This is a genomic window from Xanthomonas sp. D-109 (genome assembly GCF_017746095.1).
Lineage (GTDB): Bacteria > Pseudomonadota > Gammaproteobacteria > Xanthomonadales > Xanthomonadaceae > Xanthomonas_A > Xanthomonas_A sacchari.
The window spans coordinates 279,115-299,024 of sequence record NZ_JAGHWV010000006.1 but is presented as its reverse complement, the minus strand read 5'-3'; the positions used below and the strand labels follow the sequence as shown (position 1 = coordinate 299,024).

At 67.3% G+C, this 19,910-nt stretch carries 15 protein-coding genes; 5 read left to right on the top strand and 10 right to left on the bottom strand.

Annotation, left to right across the window (positions count from 1 at the left end; genetic code table 11):
* Positions 1–44: 44 nt before the first annotated feature.
* The 3 genes from J7357_RS07380 to J7357_RS07370 all read right to left on the bottom strand — a co-directional run bounded on the left by J7357_RS07380 (position 45) and on the right by J7357_RS07370 (position 7,595).
* A complete protein-coding gene (locus tag J7357_RS07380; RefSeq protein ID WP_209245606.1) occupies positions 45–323 on the bottom strand; it encodes a hypothetical protein in 279 nt (92 codons plus the stop codon).
* A 260-nt stretch (positions 324–583) separates the two neighbouring features.
* Entirely contained in the window at positions 584–4,396 is a 3,813-nt protein-coding gene (locus tag J7357_RS07375; protein ID WP_209245664.1) for a LamG-like jellyroll fold domain-containing protein, read from the bottom strand.
* Positions 4,397–4,817: 421 nt separating this feature from the next.
* Positions 4,818–7,595, bottom strand: a complete 2,778-nt coding sequence (locus J7357_RS07370) for a TonB-dependent receptor (RefSeq protein ID WP_209245605.1) — start codon at positions 7,593–7,595, stop codon at positions 4,818–4,820.
* A 296-nt stretch (positions 7,596–7,891) separates the two neighbouring features.
* Between J7357_RS07370 and J7357_RS07365 the strand changes: the two genes are divergently transcribed.
* On the top strand, positions 7,892–8,914 hold the full coding sequence (locus J7357_RS07365; protein ID WP_209245604.1) for a sugar kinase: 1,023 nt from the start codon (positions 7,892–7,894) through the stop codon (positions 8,912–8,914).
* A gap of 533 nt (positions 8,915–9,447) precedes the next feature.
* Here J7357_RS07365 and J7357_RS07360 read toward each other — a convergent pair.
* From J7357_RS07360 to J7357_RS07340, 5 genes are all read right to left on the bottom strand, one after another.
* Positions 9,448–10,218: a hypothetical protein gene (locus tag J7357_RS07360; protein WP_209245603.1), complete on the bottom strand. Its 771-nt coding sequence runs from the start codon at positions 10,216–10,218 to the stop codon at positions 9,448–9,450.
* Entirely contained in the window at positions 10,215–11,354 is a 1,140-nt protein-coding gene (gene dcm / locus J7357_RS07355) for a DNA (cytosine-5-)-methyltransferase (protein WP_209245602.1), read from the bottom strand. The genes J7357_RS07360 and dcm overlap by 4 nt, the downstream gene beginning before the upstream one ends.
* 459 nt (positions 11,355–11,813) lie before the next feature.
* Positions 11,814–13,019, bottom strand: coding sequence for an enoyl-ACP reductase FabV (gene fabV / locus J7357_RS07350; RefSeq protein WP_209245601.1), 1,206 nt, complete (start codon positions 13,017–13,019; stop codon positions 11,814–11,816).
* A gap of 356 nt (positions 13,020–13,375) precedes the next feature.
* Positions 13,376–14,008 carry a response regulator transcription factor gene (locus tag J7357_RS07345; RefSeq protein WP_010340637.1) on the bottom strand — a complete coding sequence of 211 codons (633 nt, stop codon included), beginning with the start codon at positions 14,006–14,008 and terminating at the stop codon, positions 13,376–13,378.
* Positions 14,005–15,102 carry a histidine kinase gene (locus tag J7357_RS07340; protein ID WP_209245600.1) on the bottom strand — a complete coding sequence of 366 codons (1,098 nt, stop codon included), beginning with the start codon at positions 15,100–15,102 and terminating at the stop codon, positions 14,005–14,007. Before J7357_RS07340 ends, J7357_RS07345 begins: the two co-directional genes overlap by 4 nt.
* 224 nt (positions 15,103–15,326) lie before the next feature.
* On the opposite strand from J7357_RS07340, the gene J7357_RS07335 reads away from it, so the two are divergent.
* The 4 genes from J7357_RS07335 (at position 15,327) to lldD (ending at position 18,452) form a co-directional block, all read left to right on the top strand.
* The gene (locus J7357_RS07335) at positions 15,327–15,908 is read left to right on the top strand and encodes an isoprenylcysteine carboxylmethyltransferase family protein (RefSeq protein WP_209245599.1); all 582 of its coding nucleotides are present in this window, start codon (positions 15,327–15,329) and stop codon (positions 15,906–15,908) included.
* A gap of 10 nt (positions 15,909–15,918) precedes the next feature.
* Positions 15,919–16,374 carry a DUF2214 family protein gene (locus J7357_RS07330; protein ID WP_209245598.1) on the top strand — a complete coding sequence of 152 codons (456 nt, stop codon included), beginning with the start codon at positions 15,919–15,921 and terminating at the stop codon, positions 16,372–16,374.
* Positions 16,375–16,477: 103 nt separating this feature from the next.
* The gene (lldR, locus tag J7357_RS07325) at positions 16,478–17,278 is read left to right on the top strand and encodes a transcriptional regulator LldR (RefSeq protein WP_209245597.1); all 801 of its coding nucleotides are present in this window, start codon (positions 16,478–16,480) and stop codon (positions 17,276–17,278) included.
* 13 nt (positions 17,279–17,291) lie between these two features.
* A complete protein-coding gene (gene lldD / locus J7357_RS07320; protein ID WP_209245596.1) occupies positions 17,292–18,452 on the top strand; it encodes an FMN-dependent L-lactate dehydrogenase LldD in 1,161 nt (386 codons plus the stop codon).
* 42 nt (positions 18,453–18,494) lie between these two features.
* On the opposite strand, the gene J7357_RS07315 is transcribed toward lldD, so the two are convergent.
* Positions 18,495–19,475 carry a Ku protein gene (locus tag J7357_RS07315; RefSeq protein WP_209245595.1) on the bottom strand — a complete coding sequence of 327 codons (981 nt, stop codon included), beginning with the start codon at positions 19,473–19,475 and terminating at the stop codon, positions 18,495–18,497.
* Positions 19,475–19,870, bottom strand: coding sequence for a hypothetical protein (locus J7357_RS07310; RefSeq protein WP_209245594.1), 396 nt, complete (start codon positions 19,868–19,870; stop codon positions 19,475–19,477). Before J7357_RS07310 ends, J7357_RS07315 begins: the two co-directional genes overlap by 1 nt.
* Positions 19,871–19,910 lie beyond the last annotated feature (40 nt).

Below are 19,910 nucleotides of genomic sequence, written 5' to 3'. Positions count from 1 at the left end.
AGCCACGCGATGAGCGGCGTCGGCTCGGATGACTCAAAGAATTGTTAGATTTCAGCCGGGCAAATCTCAGCCGCATGCTGAAGTGTGCGTTTGAGGGCGGGTTGAGAGGAATGGGCAACCTCTGCGGTGATTGCCAACTTGCCCTTGAAGGCTGAAAGATTGGCTTGAGAATCGCTACTTTTAACGGTGCGAAAATGCTCAATTGCTTTTTTCACAACCGCATCTATTGCAGAAATTACATCTTCGCCTGCTTCTGCCCGCGCGCCCAACGCTTGGATCTGATGCACGTACTGAGTAATGAGGCCCTCTTCGTGGTTGCTCATATGTCTCTCCTGAAATCTAAGGAACTCCGGAAAAGCAAATGCGTACGTTTATTGGACAGTCTGAACGCTGGATAACGCAATCCTCGCTGAGTCAATGAACTCAGTCAAGCCGGCCAAGACATAGGTGGCCGCTTGTCTCTATCTGCACTGTTCTGCCTTCAGCGCGGCTCGTTATGCCGCGTTCTTTCTGATCTAACCGTTACGCGTTTAATGAAGTCACTCCGAGATAACCAGCAAACCCCGCGCGCCGCCTTCGGATTTCATCGCAAATCCATCGCATTGTTTCGCTGGGTTACCTCATCCACCTTCCCTACGGTCACTAGGCGCAACCGGGCGCCACTGAGGCGTCCACTACCCGCGCCCACCAACCGCACCTGCGCCGTCTTCGGCTCCAGATCGCGCGGCGCCTCCAACGCAGGAAACGCCGCCCGCGCCAATTCCCTGCCCCGCGCATCCTCCAACACCACGAACCCCGCCAGCGCATCCACATGCCCCAGGCTATGCACGGTGACTTCGATGGCATCCGCGGTCACCCGCACATCCCCACGCCCAATCCCCAGATCCGGCCGTAGCTCGACCGGCACCGCGGCCGGCGCGACCAGCTCGAACTCCATCACCACCGTCTGCCCGGCCGGGAACTCCACGTCCACAGCGCCGCTCTTCTCGAACGCGAACTCGCGCGTGGCTGCCTTGCCATCGATCTTCCCATCGCCATCGCGATCGACACCCGAACGCATGCGCCACTGCCCGGCAGCGACATTCCACCCAGTCATCTGCGCCCGCTGCATCTTGCCGCTGGTGTTGTAGCCGATGACGGTGAAGCGGTCCTGCCGCGGCTTGGGCAGCAGCAGCGCCACCTGCACCGCGCCTTCGGGATCGGCGAAGCGCCAGCTGACGGTGTGGCCGGGGTAGGTCTGGTTGCGCTTGAGGGCGACGCCGCCGAGGCGGGCGCGCTGCAGGTTCACGGTGGGCGATTCGACGCGGTCGCTCCACCAGTGGCCTTCGGTGTTCATGTAGAAGCTCTGCAGCTTGTCGCGGGTCTCGGCGCGGTACAGGGTCTCCAGCCAGCGCGGGTCGCCGCTCTGTTCCCAGGCGACGTGGTGGGCGAAGTCCGGGGCGTCGTCGGGGTCGGCGTCGGCCGCCGCCTTGGCCAGGCTGGCGCCCCAGCTGTCGCGCTTGCCGAGCACGTCGAGGAAGTTCTCGTTGAGCAGGGACAGGCCGCCGGGGCCGGCCTTGGCGACGCGGTAGTCGATCGCCTTGAGGTAGCGCGCATCGCCGGTCCAGCGGTAGGCGGCCCAGAAGGTGTGCAGGGTGTCGGGGCCGCCGCTGCCGTCGAACAGGCTGCCGCCGCGGGTCTTGCCGGTGGCCCAGTTGATCTCGTTGGGCAGCGCCCACTGGCCCTTGGCGTCGGTGTAGGCGTGGGCCAGGTAGCCGTCGGCCAGGCCGGTGACGATGCGGCGGCTGTTGGGGTCGGCGTTGTAGCCGCCCAGCAGCAGCGCCGGGTGCAGGATCGGGAACGAATAGGGTTTCTGCCACTGCCAGTTCGGTTCGCGGTAGACCTTGCGCCCGCCGAACCAGTTGCTGGCGAACAGCAGGTGGCCCTGTGGGTTGACCTGGATGATGCGGTCGAACGCCTTCACCGTGCGCATCAGCCGCTCCACCGTCAGCGGGTCGCCCCAGTTGAGGTAGAGCATTTCGCTGTTGATGTTGATGCCGTCCTCGTAGGAATGCAGTTCGTCGGTCTCGATGGTGGAGAGGCCGTCGGTGAACATGCCGTTGCGGTAGTTGGCGTCGGACAGGGCAGTGAGCGAGGCGTTGAGCTTGTCCGGGTCCACGCCCATCAGGGCAACGCCGGGCCATTGCTGGGTGAGGTCGGAATCGTCGGAGATGCCGCCGCCGAAATCGCCGTAGTCGACCTGGCGTTCGTCGATCCACCAGTTGATGTAGCGGCGCGTGGCCTTCAGATCTTCCAGCTGCCAGAACGCCCAGCCCGGCACGCCCTTGGGCGGCTGCGGCAATTGCACCGGCAGCGGGCCCTGGTTGCCGTAGCTGATGTCGGCCCAGTACTGGCGGCCCAGCGCGTTGTCCGGGTCCACCCGCAGCAGGTCGTGGATGTCGGCATCCAGGCGCGCGTACAGGCGCTGGCGCTTGGAGGTGGTGTGTTCCTCGACCAGGAAGCCCCAGTTGTCCTTGACCTGGTTGAAGCGGTCGGCGATGTGCTCGACTTTCGCCTGGTCGCGCGGCTTGAACAGCAGGCGGATCTGCGCGCCGTCCAGCGCGCGCGCGTCGAAGCCGGGGGCGGCCGAGGCGATGCTGAGCATCAGGCTGTCGTCGGTGAGGATGCGGTCGCGCAGATCCAGCCACAGCGTGCGCGCCTGCCCCGGCGCGACCGACACCGACACGTCGAGCATGTCGCGGCCGGGCCAGATCGGATCCTTGACGCGGATGTTGAGCGGGATCAGGCCGTTGTGCGTAGCCGGCAGCTGCAGCGCCGGCAGGTCGATGGCGATGCCGTCCAGGCCATCGTGCATGTTCTCCCAGCCGTAGGACCAACTGCGCATCAGCGGCTGCGCGGCCGGTGCGTCGCCGAGGTTGGAGGGGATGAGCACATGCACGATGGGCAGCGGCTGCACCGCGGTCTTGTCGTCGGCACGCTTGCGTGAGGGCGCCTTGGTCGGCAATGCGACCACGGTGCTGCGCTCGTCCGGCGGGTAGCGCCCGGCGATGTAGGCGCGCAGCGCGGCGAGGTTGGCGTAGTCCGGGGCGATGTCGCTGCGCACGGTGTAGCGCAGCGTGGCGCTGGGGGTGGCCGGCTCGGCACCGGCGCCGACGTCGTAGGCCCAGATCTCCTGGATCGGGGTTTCCTGGGCGACATTGGTGAAACGCAGGTGGCCGCCGCGGCGGCGTTCGAACTGGTCGACGCTGCGCACGGTGCCCTGGGCGCGCGAGAACAGCGGCGCAGGCGTGGCGCCAGCGGCGGCATAGGTGGCCTGGCCGTAGGCGGCACCGCGCAGTTCGATGCGGTTGAACGGTTCGTCGGGCAGAGCCAGGTCCAGCGCCTTGCCACCTTCGACGTAGACGTTCCAGTCGGGCAACTGGAAGTAGTCGTTGCGGCCGGGCAGGCGCGAGCGGTTATACACGCCGGGCCAGGTGGTCTCGGCGATGCCGTCGGTCGCCTTCCACATCCACTCCTTGAGGTCCTTGGCGTCGGCGAACTCGACCTTGCGGATGCGCGTGGACGGGGCATCCAGCGCCGGCGGAGCGCGGCCGTGGTCCCAGCCGAAGCGATGCAGCCAGGCCTTGCGTGCGGCACTGTCGGGCACGACCTCGGCGCTGCGCGGTTCCTGCTGCCGGGCCAGCGCGGCGACGCCCGCGGCGTCGAGCATGCGGTCGTAGACGCGGATCTCGTCGACGTCGCTGCCGCGCAGGAAGTTGTAGCGGCTCTGCACCTGGTGCGGCGCCAGCACGCGCGCGGCCAGGCCGAGCTGGTCGAGCGCGGCGTCGAAGTCGAGCGAGCCGCCATCGGCGCAGGCCTGCGCGCAATCCACGCGCGCGGCTTCCTTGCCGTCCACGTACAGGCGCACGCCGCGGGTCTCGTCCCAGGCGAAGGCCAGGTGGGTCCAGGCGCTGGGCGCGGGGACCTTGTCGAGTTTGAAGGAGACGCGGGTGCGCGCCAGGTTGGCGTCGGTGACGAAGGCATCGAAGCCGTGGCCGTTCCAGTCGATGCGCAGCCAGGCCATGTCCCAGCTGGTGTGGTCGGCGTAGCCGACGCGGAAGATCACGAACGGCGCTTCGCCCACCGGGTAGCGCGAGCGCCAGAAGAACGACAGCGTGCCGCGCTGGGCGTAGAGGTTGCCGGGGGCGTTCCAGGACAGCACGCCGTCGTCGGCCCATTCGATGGCCTGGCCGGAGACGCCGGTGGGAACCAGGGCGATCTTGTCGCGGAAGTTGGGCGTCGGGTCGCCGTGGGCGACGTCGGCGTCCAGGCCTTGGTCGGCGGAGACGCGAAACAGGAGTTCGGGGGCGGCGGCGGTGGCGATGGTGGGGAGTGCGAGGATGCAGTGCAGGGCGATGTAATGCGCGATGCGGCGTGCTCTATGCAGGTTGGAGGCTTGTGCAGCAAAGCCTTGCCGTGCCGAAGGCGGTCGGGACAGCGCGTCGCGGCTGAAGCCGCTCCCACAGTGCAGTACCACACATGTGGGAGCGGCTTCAGCCGCGACGCGCGATGCCGGCATATCCGATGACGTGCGTACGGAGCCGATGGCTATCAGGCATCGCATCGCATGTGCCCCCAGGCGCTGCCATGCCCAGACACCCATTGACGCCATACCACGGGCAGCGCGCATAGCGCTGCGGCACATTGCCTGTTTCATCTCGCTCCTTTGCGATCGGCGCGCACCATGACGGCAAGCGTCGATCTCCCTCCCCGGCCCGCGAGTATGCGGGCAGCGGGGCGTTGCCGATGCCGCAGCGCGGCACCGGCGCACGCAACCATCAGAACTTGTAACGCACCCCGATCGCGTACTGGCGGCCGGTCTCGCTGTAGGTCAGCGGCAGTTGCGCGCCGCCCGCGCTGGTCTGCACCCACTCGTAGTACGGCACGTTGGTCAGGTTCGAGCCTTCCAGGCTGATGTCGATCTTCTCGTCGATCTTGTAGGTCAGCTTGGCGTCGACGACATTGGTGCCGCGCATGCCGTGCATGTCGAAGCCGGTTTCCGTGGCCGGCACCTGGGTCAGGTAGCCGTCGCGGTGGGTCAGCGACACGCGGCCGCTGAAGCGCTCGCCTTCGTAAAACAGCGTGGCGTTGTACGAGTTCTTCGACAGGCCGGTGAGGTCGGTGTTGAACGACAGCGCGCCGGTGCCGGTGACGTACTGGATCTTAGACTGCACGTAGGTGTAGTTCAGCTGGGTGCCGAAGTTGGCCCACTTGCCCGGCAGGAAGCTGAAGGGCTGGATGTAGTTGAACTCGGCGCCCTTCAGCTTGCCGCCCGGGGTGTTGAGCGGCACGCTGAAGACGAAGTCGTCGGTGGCAGCCGCGCCGGTGCCGTCGAGCAGGCTGACCGGCAGGCCGCTGCTGGAGTACGGGGCGATGGTGCGCGCGGTCTGCACGAAGCTGTCGATGTCCTTGTAGAACAGCGCCAGGCCGAGCATCGCGCCTTCCTGCAGGTACCACTCGAAACCGAGGTCGGCGGTCTTGGCGCGGATCGGATCCAGGTTCGGATTGCCGCCGCTGACCGTGCGCGCGCCGCCGGCCACGGCGACGGTCACGCCCGGGGTGAGGCTGCCCAGGCCCGGACGCGTCATCACCTTGGCGGCGCCGAAGCGGATCAGGAAGTCCGGGGTGATCTCGGCGACCAGGTTCAGCGACGGCAGGGTGTCGTGGTAGTCGCGCTCGACCGTGGTGTTGATCAGGTTGGAGCCGACCAGGGCGTAGCCGGTGGAAGACTGGTTGGTCTTCACGTAGCGCACGCCGATGTTGCCGGAGAACGGGATCGCACCGATGTCGAAGGCGAAGTCGCCCATCAACCACGCGCCGCGGTCCTTCTCTTCGACGCTGCGGGTGTTGACCGCGCGCTCGGTCAGCGTCCAGGTGCCGGTGCCGCTATAGATGCCCAGCGCATCAGCGATGCCGTTGAGGTCGGGCACCGCCCAGTTCGACGGGGTGCCTTCGATGCCCTTCAGCCCGGCCAGCGTCACCAGGTCGACCGGCACGATGCGGTTGCCGGTGGCGAAGGTCGGCACGCTGGTCTCGGAGGCGCGGCGGAACTCCTTGGTGTCGAAGCCGTAGTTCTTGGCCAGCACGCCGCCCTTGAGGGTGAAGTTCGGGCCCAGGTTCCATTCGAAGTTCAACGAGCCGGTGTCGAAGCTGTTGTTGGCCGACTGCGGACGCATGCGCACTTCGGCCAGGGTCCAGCCGTTGGCGGCGGTGGGATCGATGCCGTAGTTGAACACCGGCGAGGTGTAGCTGTTGCGGTAGTCGTAGCTGTACCCGGCGACGTTGTTCTTGTCCATGATGATCGTGGTCTGGATCGGATTCCGGTGCTTGGAACTGGAGCTGCCGATCTCGCCGGTGATCTTGAAGGTGTCGCTGAAGCGGTGCTCGCCGTTGAGGGTGAGTTGCTTGAAGACCGTGTTCCACTCGTCGTGGCGGTTCTCCGAGCGGATGTCGACGTTGTCGAAGCGGCCGTACAGCAGCGCACCGGAGGCCGGGTCGACGTAGCCGTCGCGCACGATCATGTCCGGTTTGCCGTTCTGCGAGCGGCCGCGGCTGAAGCTGATCGCCTCGATGTAGTGCTCGTCGCGCTTGGCGTCGATCTTCGAGTACAGGCCGTCCAGCGAGAACTCGGTGCTGTCGTTGGGCTTCCACTGCAGCGAGCCGGTCACGCCCAGGCGGTTCTGCTCGTGCTCCATCTGCGTGTAGCGCGGGATGCGCGGGCTGAACACGTTGGCGCTGTTGGCCGCGGCGAACGGCGAGGCGGCGCTGTAGCCGTTGTTGCTGGGGCCGTTGGCCCAGCGCGTGGTGCCGCTGCCTTCCTCGAGCACCTGGCGCTCGGAATAGGCCACCGACATCAGCGCGCCGAAGGTGCCGTCGGCCCAGGTGTTGGCGACCAGCGCGGCGATGCGCGGATCGGCCTTCTGCGACATGCCGTTGTAGGTGGCCTGGCCGTTGGCAGCGAAGGTGAAGCCGTCGTAGTCGAACGGCCGCGCGGTGCGCAGGTCGACCGTGGCGCCCAGCGAGCCCTCCTCGACGTCGGCCGAGGCGGTCTTGCGCACCACCATCTGGGTGAACAGGTCCGAGGCGAACACGTTGAAGTCGAAGCCGCGGCCGCGGTTGGTGCCGCCGCTCTGGTCGCTGGCGCCGACCGTGGTCAGCGCTTCCATGCCGTTGATGCGCACGCGGGTGAAGTCCGGGCCGAGGCCGCGCACGGAGATGTTGCGGCCTTCGCCAGCGTCGCGGGTGATGACCACGCCGGGGATGCGCTGCAGCGATTCGGCCAGGTTGGTGTCGGGGAACTTGCCCACGTCCTCGGCGACGATGGCGTCGACCATGCCCTTTTCGGCGCGCTTGATGTCCAGCGCCTTCTCCACGCTGGCGCGGTAGCCGGTGACGACGACGGTGTCGAGCTCGGTGGTGGCATCGGCCGAGGCCGTGGCGGGCGGCGCGGACGCCGGCGCCTCCTGCGCCTGCAGCGCACCGGCCTGCAGGGCCAGGCCGATCGACAGCGCGAGCAAGGTAACCGGTGTCTTCCGGCGTTCGGTACGTGATTGCATGTCCTCCCCTCCCAAGGGTTCCATGACGGCGTTGAACTACGGGCGTTGTCGCGAATGACACCGCTAGTCAAAACCAACGTTAACAGTTGCGAAACATTGCGGCATCTTGCAGCGCAACAGAGTGCCCGGCGACCACAGGGTCTTTTCAGTCAATGAGATAGCGCACGATCGCGACGCTGGCCAGTGCCGAACCGCGTGCTGTCGCACGAAAATGACACCGCTAGTCAGTTTTTCTGGCCGAGGTGCGCGTTTCGCGGCATGCTTGGCGTCCCTTCGGCCGCCCGGATCCGCCCGCCATGACCGTTTCCCGCATCGTCTGCTTCGGCGAACTGTTGCTGCGCCTGGGCGCGCCCGGCCACGAACGGCTGTTGCAGACGCCACGGCTGGAGGTGCAGGTGGGCGGCGCCGAGGCCAACGTGGGCGTGGCGCTGGCGCATTTCGGCCATGCCGTCTCGGTGGTCAGCGTACTGCCGGACAACCCGCTGGGCCAGGCCGCGGCCGGCGAACTGCGCCGGCATGGCGTGGACACCGGCGGAGTGCGCTTCGTGCCCGGGCGCATGGGCCTGTACTTCCTCAGCACCGGCGCCGGGCACCGGCCCAGCGAAGTCACCTACGACCGCGCCGGCTCGGCCTTCGCGCTGGATGCGGGCGACCAGCACGACTGGCCTGCGCTGCTGCGGGGCGCGCAGTGGCTGCACCTGTCCGGGGTGACCCCGGCGCTGGGCGAACGCGGCGCGGCGGCGGCACTGGCGGCCGCGCAGGCGGCACGCGCGGCCGGGGTGCGGGTGTCGTTCGACGGCAACTACCGGCCCAAGTTGTGGGAAGCCTGGAATGGCGATGCGCCGGGCATCCTGCGGCAGCTGCTGGCGCAGGCGGACGTGCTGTTCGCCGACTACCGCGACCTGGAGGTGGTGCTGGGTCACCGCTATCCGCAGGACAGCGTGCAGGCGCGGGTGGAAGCGGGCGCGCGCGACGCCTTCGCCGCGTTCCCGCAGCTGCAGGCGATGGCCTGCACCCAGCGCGTGGCGCACAGCGTGGACCGGCACAGCCTGGGCGCGATGCTGTTGCGCCGCGACGGCAGCGTGGCGCAGGCGCCGGCCGAAGAGTTGAGCGGCATCGTCGACCGCATCGGCGGCGGCGACGCCTTCGCCGCCGGCGTGCTGCACGGGTTGAGCCGCGGATGGGACGACACCGCGACGATCCGCTTCGGCCTGGCCGCCGGCTGCCTCAAGCACACGCTGCCGGGCGACGTGCTGGCGCTGAGCGAAGCCGAGGTGCGGGCGTGCGTGGGGGCGACACGGTTCGATGTGAAGCGGTGAGGGGCTGGGAGTGGGGAATCGTGCGCGGAGAGGGCCAAGGCCACTGCGTTCGAGCTTGCCGCCTACGACACCAAGACCGAGCGCCACAACCGCACACTGTTCGACCTGCTCAACACGTGCGCCAAGGGCGATAGCAAAGCCCGGAGCCGACTACACGCGTGCTACGCTTGCACCGCAAGGACGTGCTCGTTTGAACATTGGCAGCTTGCTAGGAAGATGGGCATTCCGCACCAAGCTCCTGGAAGCAGCCAAAGCGCGAAACCGCAGACGGACACCCCAGCCGGCCTTGGTGGTGTACTACGCCGTTGGAGACCATTTGGTAGCAAAGTCGCCCGACGATCCCCACCATAGATCCTGCTCGCTGCATCCCGAGAGATTCGCCTTATCGGTTGCGCGAGCCGTATGGTCCGAGCCAGCACGACGAGCAATTTTCAGGCGCTTGTATGTCACCGACTGCACCCGGACTCGAACTGAAATTTTTTAACTTAAAAGGTTATGCCCCGCCAAAACAAGCACTAGCTTTTGGCGATGCCTCACAGTCCAGCCATACCTGCTAAGCCGGTTGGAGGCATGATCGTTGCGGATGGGTGCCCCGGGTGCTGTCTTATGAAACTTTCCGCCAGCGCACGCATCTTTGCCGCACAGTTAACTCGCCCAATGACTTCTCGATCCGTGCCCAAGAACGGCGTGAGGTATGTCTTGGTGATGTGAGGATTATTGACGGTAGCCCCACGCTGCGCGACATACAAAGCTCGCTCCCTCAAAATTTTAAGCATGTTCGCTTGGGAAATGCAGGGCACGCCATCTTGGACCACATCCGCAGCGGCTACATACTGGGCAGCGCTGTACTGCTGCTTATGTAGTTTCTTCGCGTCTTCGATCGAATACGTGTCACGCTCCCCGCATACGGAGAAAAGGTCATCGAGCTGCAAGCGATGCGGAAGGCACTCAGCCAGTTTGTAGTCGATGAGAATTTGAGCCTCTTTCCCGGCAAGCCATGGCTCCATGTCCATGGGCGTCAAGCAAAGGCTCGTCCGCAGTTCCGGACGGCGCTCCTTTGTATAGAAACCGAAGACAAAAAACATCTTTCGCCAGCGCTCGATGTGGGACATGCCAAAGTCTCGTGCCGTCCCAATGTCAAATGCAGTAGACGACTTAACTTCGACCTCGAACTGGTAATTGACTCCGTCAACGACGACATCAGGGAGAAGCGCATCAACACCATGCCTCTCATGGGCTGCATCCCAATCCAACCCAAAGAGTGCCGATAGTTCGCGCTCGCGCTCGTCGTCCTGAACCGTCATTGCGCTACACCCAAAGCCCTTGCGACCTCACGAGCGACGACATACGCGACCGGAGGGCACACGCTATTACCAATCTGGCCAAGCGCTTGATATACCGCGCCGGAGAATTTCCAATCACCGGGGAAGCCCTGCAATAAAGCGCAATCATCAACAGAAAGCCGAAAGTGTCCGTTTTCCGGTGGGTAAGCCATTGCAAGCGAGTGCGTCTTTTGAACGCCGTTTGGCCATATCTCCAGAGCGTTCCAAATGTTCAGCGCCGCCTTGCTGTTCAAGATACCGGTCGTGTTCCTGGGGCCGGTGAAGCCAGACCGCAATGTTGGAGCAACATCGTCATATCCTGTATCGGGTAGGCCAAGGCTCATCCGCGCGGTATTTCTAGGTAAAAGCGGACATAGCAGGTCCTCCACATCGCCGTGCGTTGGCTGAGGAATCTGAAACCTGGCGGCATCGCGGGCGGCCCGGAAGCCTACGAAGAAAACTCGGCGGCGTGCTTGCGGTACGCCGAAGTCGTGAGCAGCAAGCTTGAACTTGAAAATTGTGTAATCCGACGCAAGAGGGTCGATGATTACACGTTGAACAAAACACTCAAACTTCTTGTCTAGCAAACCGACGACGTTCTCTGCAACAAATGCACGTGGTCGCGCCTGGACCACACAACGAACGAAATCGCCCCACATGTTCCGGGGGTCTTCGGCTCCGGCTTGTTTGCCAGCAACGGAAAACGGCTGGCACGGTGGTCCGCCATGAACCACATCAACGCCACGAAATGGCGAAAACTTGGCTTTTCTAACGTCGCCGTCATCTACTCCGGATCGCACGTCCCACGATGGTCTGTTGGTTCGTAGCGTCTGGCCGCAAACGTCCAGTAGCTCGAAGCATGCCTGATGGTCGAACCCAGCCTGCTCAAACCCAACGTCAAGACCTCCACCGCCCGAAAACAACGAGAGGCATGTCAGGCCGTTGCTGTCCAATTGCGGCATCAAGTCCACTGGGTCCAGCCGTTTGCGGCGTAGAGGGGAGTTGACAGGATTTAGGTGATTTTCCCGCAGGAATGCCTGTTTTCTTTGTTGTGAGCGGATGGATGTAGCACGATATTCGTCCCGCCGCTCCTGTGTTAGTTCATATGCCATCTTCATCCTTCCATCTATGCACACAGGGCGCTGTGCATTCATACAATATCTGCACAATTTTACACTGCATAGCCCTGCCGTGTTGGCCATCATCCCTAGCGGCGATGGTGTTCAAGATTTGGCATGAAAGGAAATCTTTCTTTTCGCTGGGCGAGACTGGGGAAGTGCCTCCTACATAGCGCGCACTTTTTTGTAGGGTGGCTTCTGCCGTGACGTGGCATCGACCCATGGTCATGCAAGGCGCAAGCGCAGCGCTGAGCAGGTCGCCATCCAGTGCCGCAGACCACCGTCGCTGCGCGGCCTTTGTCAGGCCTGCCACTATGCTGCGCTTGCTCTGGTCTGGGTATTTGCTTCATATCAGCCAATAGCCAGACAGAAACGGCCGACATCGCTGCCGGCCGCATGTTCTCTCCAGGATCCGGGATCACGACGACGCCCGAATCCCCACTCGCCAATCCCTGCTCCTCAGAGCTCCACGCAATCGAACTTCACGTCCGGGTCGACGTCGGCGTCGTAGTCCACGTCCTGGCGCTCGAAGCCGAAGAGCTTGAGGAACTCGTGCTTGTAGCCGGCGTAGTCGGTGAGCTGGAACAGGTTCTCGGTGGTCACCTGCGGCCACAGCGCCTTGCAGTCGTCCTGCACGTCGTCGCGCAGTTCCCAGTCGTCCAGGCGCAGGCGGTTCTCGTCGTCGGTGGCCGCGGGCTGGCCGTCCTCGCGGTACAGGCGTTCGCGGAACAGGCGGTCGGCCTGCTCGATGGTGCCTTCGTGCAGGCCCTTTTCCTTCATGATCTTGTAGACCATGGAGATGTAAAGCGGCATCACCGGGATCGCCGCGCTGGCCTGGGTCACCACCGACTTCAGCACCGCCACGTTGGCCGCGCCGCCGTGCTGCTGCAGGCGGGCGTGCAGGCGTTGCGCGGTCTGGTCGAGGTCGACCTTGGCCTTGCCCAGCGCGCCGTGCCAGTAGATCGGCCAGGTGATCTCGGTGCCGATGTAGCTGAACGCGACGGTGCGCGCGCCCGGGGCGAGCACGCCGGCGGCGTCCAGCGCGTCGATCCACAGTTCCCAGTCCTGGCCGCCCATCACGGTGACGGTGTCTTCGATCTCCTGCTCGGTTGCCGGCTCGATCGAGGCCTCGATGATCGCGTCCTTGTTGGTGTCGATGGCGGTGGCGGTGTAGGTCTGGCCGATCGGCTTGAGCGCAGAGCGCTTCACTTCGCCGGTGCCCGGCAGCTTGCGCACCGGCGAGGCCAGCGAATACACCACCAGGTCGACCTGACCGCCCATGTCCTGCTTGATCAGTTCGATGACCTTGGCGCGCGCCTCGTCGGAGAACGCGTCACCGTTGATCGACTTGCTGTACAGGCCGGCGGCCTTGGCGTGCTTATCGAAGGCGGCGGCGTTGTACCAGCCGGCGGTGCCGGCCTTCTTCTCGCTGCCGGGCTTTTCGAAGAATACGCCGAGGGTGGCGGCGCCGAAGCCGAACGCAGCGGTGATGCGCGAGGCCAGGCCGTAGCCGCTGGACGCGCCGATCACCAGCACGTTCTTTGGCCCGTCGTGGCGCATGCCGCGCGCGCGCGTGGCGGCGATCTGCTCGAGCACGTTGCGCTCGCAGCCGAGCGGATGCGTGGTGGTGCAGATGAAACCGCGGACTTTCGGATGGATGATCAACGTGAATTCCTCGTCGGCACAATGCCCGCGGCATCTTAATGTCTGCGGCGGGCGCACAGAAGTCCCGGTGGCAGCACACGGCGGGGTATGGAGCGTACTGCGGGTGCGCGCACGCGTTCGGGTGGTGTCGCGTCGCGGCTGAAGCCGCTCCCACAAAGGCGGCGTCGCGACGGCGGGCGCTGCGCTGGCGCGAGGTGAATCGCGCTGGTCGGCGCACCACGCATCGCGCCGTCGGTTGTCGCGGCTGAAGCCGCTCCTACGGCAGGCTGCGGCACGGCGCGGTGGCATCGTTGTGGGAGGGACTTCAGTCCCGACGCGCTGCCGGTGGACGTCGCAGCGCCACCGCTGTGCACGCATCAGATGATGCGCAAGGTGATCGCCTTGAGCACGGCGCGGGTGCGGTCGCGGGTGCCGAGCTTGTCGAGGATGGTGGAGACGTAGTTCTTCACCGTGCCCTCGGCCAAGAACAGGCTGCGCGCGATCTCCTTGTTGGAATAGCCGCCGGCAAGCAGGCGCAGGATCGCCACTTCGCGTTCGTTGAAGGTGTCGCGCGGCGCGTCCTCGTCGCGATAGCGGTAGCGCGCGCGCACCGGGTCGGTGCTGACCGGCTGCAGCAGGGTCTCGCCGGCGGCCACGCGCGCGATCGCCTCGCGCAGGTCCTCCGGTGCGGCGTCCTTGAGCAGGAAGCCCTGCGCGCCGGCGGCGGTGGCGCGCAGCAGCAGGTCGGAGTCGTCGAAGGTGGTGAGCAGCAGCACCGGCGTGCGGTCGCCGCGCGCGCGCAACTGCTGCAGCGCCTGGATGCCGTCCATCCCCGGCATGCGGATGTCGCTGAGCACCACGTCCACCGGCGTGGCCGCCACCACGTCGAGCAGGGCCTGGCCGTCGTCGGCCTCGCAGGCGACGACGATGCCCTGGGTCTGCAGCAGCGCGCGCAGGCCCGCGCGCACCAGCACCTGGTCGTCGGCCAGGGCGATCCGCAGCGCGCTCACAGCGGCAACCTCGCGCTCAGCTGCATGCCGCCTAGCGGCGTGCGGCCCAGTTCCAGGCGCCCATGCAGCGCGGCCAGACGCTCGCGCATGCCGGCGATGCCGTTGCCCTCGCGGATGCGCTCGGCGCGGTGGCCGTCGTCCTCGATGTCCAGGCACAGCTGCTGCCGGTCCTGGCCCAGGCGCACCCGCACATGCGCCGCGTCGGCATGCCGCGCGGCATTGGTCAGGGCTTCCTGCACCAGCCGCAGCAGGGTCTCGGCCAGGTGCGGATCGGTGATGCGCAGCGCTGGATCGATCTGCAGTTGCAGCTGCGGCCGTGGGAACGGCGCGGCCAGGGCGCACAGCGCCGTCTCCAGGTCCACGCCGCGTTCGTCGCGCAGCGACTGCACCACCGCGCGGATGTCGGCCAGCAGTTCGCCGGACAACCGCTCCACCGTCGCCACCTCCGGGCGTTGCGCCAGCGCCGGATCGGCCAGCAGCAGGCGCAACTGGATGCGCAGGGCGGTGAGCTTGTGCCCGGCCACATCGTGCAGTTCACGGGCCAGGCGCAGGCGCTCGGCGTCGCGGGTGCTGTCGGCCAGCAGCGCGCGGGTGGCCAGCAGGTCGGCGTTGACCCGCGCCAGCGCCTCGCGCGCCAGTTCGGCGGTGCGCGCGTAGTGCGCGCTGAGGCCGGCGAAGGCGTGGAAGCCGGCGTAGATCAGCGTGGTCAGCAGCGGATGCCTGATGCCGGCGGCGGACAGCGCCAGGAAGGTGCCCAGGTTGGCCAGCAGCGCCAGCGCCAGCACCGGCCGCGGCGGCCACTGCAACGCCACCTGCGCGACCACCACCACCAGCAGCACCGGCGCGGTGCCGACGTGCGGCTCCAGCCAGACCAGGGCCATCGCCGCGGCCGCTTCGACCCACAGCGCGGCGTCGCGCCAACGCGCGGGCAGGTAGTGGGCGCCGAGCAGCGGCAGCAGGAACAGCGTCGCCGCGATCCAGCGCCAGACGGCCAACGCATGTGTCGCGAACTGGAACGACCACAGCACGGTGGCCACGGTCAGCAGCCCGGCCAGGCGCTTGGGTTCGATCAGGTCGCGCAGGAATCGGTTCATGCGGCCGATGCTGACCGCGGGCCGATGCGACGGCAATGGGGCGGGCGCAGAAAGTGACTTTCGGCAGGCGGACGGCATGACCTGCGGCCACTGCCGCACCACGGCGCGCGCGGCACACTGTGTCCATACCCGCTGCATGCCGGACGATCGACATGCAGGACGGGCCCGGTTCATCCACCTTGCCACGCAATGCCGCTGTTGCACGCCGCCACGAGGACGCCGCCATGCCCCTGACCCTGCGCCATCCGGATCTGCTGTTCATGCTGCTCGGCCTGAGCTGGGGCGCCTACGAGATGTTGCTCAGCCGCCGCCGTCGCGCCGCCGATGGCGGTGCCCGCGACCAGGGCACGCTGCGCCTGCTGTGGCGTGTGCTGTACGCGGCGGTGGCGCTGGGCGTGGTGCTGTCGATGCTCGGCGTGTGGCGGTATGCGCCGCACCTGCAGGAGCCGCTGCGCTGGACGGCCTGCGTGCTGCTGGCCAGCGGGCTGGCGCTGCGGCTGTGGTCGATCCGGGTGCTGGCGCGCTGGTTCACCGTCGACGTGACCATCCAGGAAGGCCACCGCCTGGTCCGCCATGGGCCGTACCGCTATCTGCGGCATCCCTCGTACACCGGCGCGCTGCTGGCGTTCTACGGGCTGGCGCTGGGCATGGGCAACGTGCTGTCGCTGCTGGCGGTCGTGCTGCCGGTGACCTGGGCATTCCTGCGCCGCATCCGGGTGGAGGAAGCGATGCTGACCCAGGCCTTCCCCGAGGACTACCCGGACTACGCCGCGCACAGCTGGCGGCTGCTGCCGTGGGTGTGGTGAGGCCGCGTCGATGGGCACTGTCGACCTGCTGCTGGCCGCCCTGCACCACCTGGCGATGCTGCTGCTGATCGCCGCGCTGGTGGCCGAATGGGCCCTGCTGCGCACGCCGCTGGCGCGCATCCAGCTGACGCGGCTGGTCCACATCGACGCCATATACGGCGTGGCCGCGCTGCTGATCCTGGCGATCGGCGCGCTGCGCGTGCGCTACGGACTCAAGGGCGCCGACTACTACCTGCACAACCCCTGGTTCTGGGCCAAGCTCGGCACCTTCGCGGCGATCGGCCTGCTCTCGCTGGTGCCGACGCTGCGCCTGCTGCGCTGGCGCCGGCAGGCGCGGCGGCAGCCGGACTGGGCGCCGCCGCCCGCGCAGGTGCGAACGCTGCAGCGCTTGCTCGGGCTGGAGCTGGCCCTGGTGGCAATCCTGGTGGTGCTGGCCGCGGCGATGGGGCGCTATCGTATGTTCTGATTGGTATGACCAATTCGGCGCCGCATGTTACTGCGGTGATTGACGTTGCGTGAAACGAGGCGCCTAATGGCCAGACCACGCGCTTCGCTTTTACGAAATCGGTATGACCAATCTACCCGTTGCCGCCAGCGCCGACACCGCGGCCGAGCCCCCTGCCCGGCTCAGCGACCGGGTCGCCGCCCAGTTGCGCGCACTGATCGCGCAACGCGGCCTGGCGGTCGACGCGCGCCTGCCCGCCGAGCGCGCCCTGGCCGCGAAACTGGGCGTGTCCCGCCCGGTGCTGCGCGAAGCCATCGCCCAGCTCGCCAGCCAGGGGCTGCTGCGGGCGCGCGTGGGCGGCGGCACCTACGTGCAACGGCCACCGACTCCGGAGGACCAGGTGGTGGCGCCGCTGCAGCCGTTCCTGCCGCTGCTGCACGCCGACCCGGAGTACCGCTTCGACGTGCTGGAGGCCCGCCATGCGCTGGAGGGCGCCACCGCCTGGCACGCGGCGCTGCGCGCCACCGACGACGACCGCGCGCGCATCGACGCCGCGTTCGAGGCGCTGCTGCAGACCCACGCGCAGGCCGATGCCACCGCCCAGGCGCACGCCGACGCGGACTTCCACCTGGCCATCGCCGAGGCCACCCACAACCGCGTGCTGCTGCAGGTGATGCGCGGCCTGTTCGACCTGCTGCAGGCCAATATCTCGCAGAGCCGGCAGCAACTGTTCGCCTCGCCGCGCATCTTCGCCGCCCTGCACGCCCAGCACCGCGCGCTGCGCGACGCGATCCTGGCCGGCGACCCGGAACGCGCCCGCGCCGCCGCGCACGCGCACCTGGAATTCGTGCACAGCGCGCTGCGCACGCTCGACGAGGACGATGCGCGCCGCGCGCGTGCCTCGCGCCTGCCCTCCTCTCCCTGACCGCCCTGCCCCGATGATCATTTCCGCCGCCACCGACTACCGTGCCGCCGCCCAGCGCCGGCTGCCGCCGTTCCTGTTCCACTACATCGACGGCGGCGCCTATGCCGAACACACCCTGCGCCGCAACGTGTCCGACCTCGGCGACATCGCCCTGCGCCAGCGGGTGCTGCGCGACATGTCGGCGCTGGACCTGCAGACCGAGCTGTTCGGCGAACGCCTGGCCTTGCCGGTGGCGCTGGCGCCGGTGGGCCTGACCGGCATGTACGCGCGCCGCGGCGAGGTGCAGGCGGCCAGGGCGGCGGCGGCCAAGGGCGTGCCGTTCACCCTGTCCACCGTGTCGGTGTGCCCGATCGAGGAAGTGGCGCCGGCGATCGACCGGCCGATGTGGTTCCAGCTGTATGTGCTCAAGGACCGCGGCTTCATGCGCAACGCGCTGGAGCGGGCCAAGGCGGCCGGCGTGACCACCCTGGTGTTCACTGTGGACATGCCAGTGCCGGGTGCGCGCTATCGCGACGCCCATTCGGGCATGAGCGGCCCCAACGCGCCGCTGCGGCGCATGCTGCAGGCGCTCACGCATCCGCGCTGGGCCTGGGACGTGGGCCTGCGCGGACGCCCGCACGACCTGGGCAACATCTCCACCTACCGCGGCCACCCCACCGGGCTGGCCGACTACATCGGCTGGCTCGGCGCCAACTTCGATCCGTCGATTTCGTGGAAGGACCTGGAGTGGATCCGCGAGTACTGGACCGGGCCGATGCTGATCAAGGGCATCCTCGACCCGGCCGACGCACGCGATGCGGTGCGCTTCGGCGCCGACGGCATCGTCGTCTCCAACCATGGCGGGCGCCAGCTCGACGGCGTGCTGTCCAGCGCGCGGGCGCTGCCGGCGATCGCCGATGCGGTGAAGGGCGAGCTGAAGATCCTGGCCGACTCCGGCGTGCGCAGCGGCCTGGACGTGGTGCGCATGCTGGCGCTGGGCGCCGACGCGGTGCTGCTCGGCCGCGCCTTCGTCTACGCGCTGGCCGCCGCCGGCCAGGCCGGCGTGGAACACCTGCTGGGCCTGATCGAGAAGGAGATGCGGGTGGCGATGACCCTGACCGGCGCCAGGTCGATCGCGTCGATTTCGCGCGAGTCGCTGGCGCAGGTGACGCGCGAGGCGATGGTCTCGGCGTAGCGCCGGTCGCGGCGGCCCTGGCGCCGCCGCGACCGACCTGCCCTAGCCGGCCTTGCGTCGTGCCGGGGCTTTGCGCGCAGCCGGCTTGGCCTTGGCCGCCGCCGGTTTGGCGCGTGTCGCCTTCTTGGCCTTGCCGGCCGCGCTCTTGGCCGGCTTGCCGCTCTTCTTCGCCGCGGTCTTGCGCACCGGCACGCGCTCGTCCTGTTTGGCCGGCGTGCGCTTCTTGGCCTCCAGGCTCTTCTGCAGCAGCGACATGAAGTCGACCACGTTGGTGGTGGCGTCCTCGTGGTGCGGCGCCTCGGCGTCCTCGTCGACCTGGGTGGTGCCCTCCTGCGCCTTGATCCGCTTCTGGATCACCGCGTGCAGCCGCTCGCGGAATTCGTCGTGGTAGGCATCGGGGTCCCAGCGCCCGGACATCGAGTCGATCAGTTGCGCCGCCATCTCGGTTTCCTTGGCGCTGATCCGGTAGTCGGCGGCCTTGCCGCTGGGCAGCGTGTAGTCGTCCAGGTCCACCAGTTCCTGCGGATAGCGCAGCAGGATCAGCACCAGCGCATCCTGCAGCGGCATCACCGCCGACAGGTATTCGCGGGTGCGGATCACCACCCGCGCGATGCCGACCTTGCCGGTGCTGCGCAGGGTCTCACGCAGCAGCACATAGCCCTTCTCGGCCTTCTTGCCCGGCACCAGCACGTAGGGTTTCTCGAAGTAGCGCAGGTCGATCTCGGCGGCGTCGACGAAGGCTTCCACCTCCACCGCCTCGTGGCTCTCCGGCGCGGCCGAGGCGATGTCCTGCTGCTCGACCACCACGTAGTTGCCCTTGCTGTATTCGTAGGCCTTGACGATGTCCTTCCACGGCACTTCCTCGCCGGTGTCGGCATTGACCCGCTCGAAGCGGATCGGGCGCTTGTCGCGCGCGTCGAGCATGCGGAAGTGCAGATCGACCCGACGCTCGCCGGACATCAGCGACACCGGCACGTTGAGCAGGCCGAAGGACAGCGTGCCGGTCCAGATCGGGCGCGGCATCAGTGCGGCTCCATGCCGGTCGCCTGCGCCGGCAGGTGGTCCAGCGCCTGCCAGGCGTCCTCGACCACCTGCCGCGCCTGGTCCCAGTCCAGCCGCGAATCGCCGCGCACCAGGTCCCAATGCGCGGCCAATTCGCCATCGGTCTCGGCCTCCGGCCCGCGCGGCCAGCCACGGGCGTGAGTCTGCAGGGCGAAGGCATAGGCCGGGCACAGGTCGCGCCATGGCGTGCGGTGGCGCGCACGGCGCTGGCGGTAGTCGGCCAGGCTGTAGCGGCGGTAGTCCGGCGCATCGTGCGGGCGCGGCGCGGCGCCACGGCGGCGCGGCGGCGGCACGCTCGGCAAGGGATCCAGATGGGCGTTGAACAGCAGCGGGTCGGGGCGGTCGCTGGGGCGCATGGCAGGGCTCCGGGCGGCTCGGCGGGGGGATGCGCAGGAG

Bases quoted from the DNA above. Each gene is read 5' to 3' on its own strand.
- J7357_RS07380 (WP_209245606.1), bottom strand. From the start codon at position 323: ATGAGCAACCACGAAGAGGGCCTCATTACTCAGTACGTGCATCAGATC.
- J7357_RS07370 (WP_209245605.1), bottom strand. From the start codon at position 7,595: ATGCAATCACGTACCGAACGCCGGAAGACACCGGTTACCTTGCTCGCG.
- J7357_RS07365 (WP_209245604.1), top strand. From the start codon at position 7,892: ATGACCGTTTCCCGCATCGTCTGCTTCGGCGAACTGTTGCTGCGCCTG.
- J7357_RS07360 (WP_209245603.1), bottom strand. From the start codon at position 10,218: ATGACGGTTCAGGACGACGAGCGCGAGCGCGAACTATCGGCACTCTTT.
- dcm (WP_209245602.1), bottom strand. From the start codon at position 11,354: ATGAAGATGGCATATGAACTAACACAGGAGCGGCGGGACGAATATCGT.
- J7357_RS07340 (WP_209245600.1), bottom strand. From the start codon at position 15,102: ATGAACCGATTCCTGCGCGACCTGATCGAACCCAAGCGCCTGGCCGGG.
- J7357_RS07335 (WP_209245599.1), top strand. From the start codon at position 15,327: ATGCCCCTGACCCTGCGCCATCCGGATCTGCTGTTCATGCTGCTCGGC.
- J7357_RS07330 (WP_209245598.1), top strand. From the start codon at position 15,919: ATGGGCACTGTCGACCTGCTGCTGGCCGCCCTGCACCACCTGGCGATG.
- lldR (WP_209245597.1), top strand. From the start codon at position 16,478: ATGACCAATCTACCCGTTGCCGCCAGCGCCGACACCGCGGCCGAGCCC.
- lldD (WP_209245596.1), top strand. From the start codon at position 17,292: ATGATCATTTCCGCCGCCACCGACTACCGTGCCGCCGCCCAGCGCCGG.
- J7357_RS07315 (WP_209245595.1), bottom strand. From the start codon at position 19,475: ATGCCGCGCCCGATCTGGACCGGCACGCTGTCCTTCGGCCTGCTCAAC.
- J7357_RS07310 (WP_209245594.1), bottom strand. From the start codon at position 19,870: ATGCGCCCCAGCGACCGCCCCGACCCGCTGCTGTTCAACGCCCATCTG.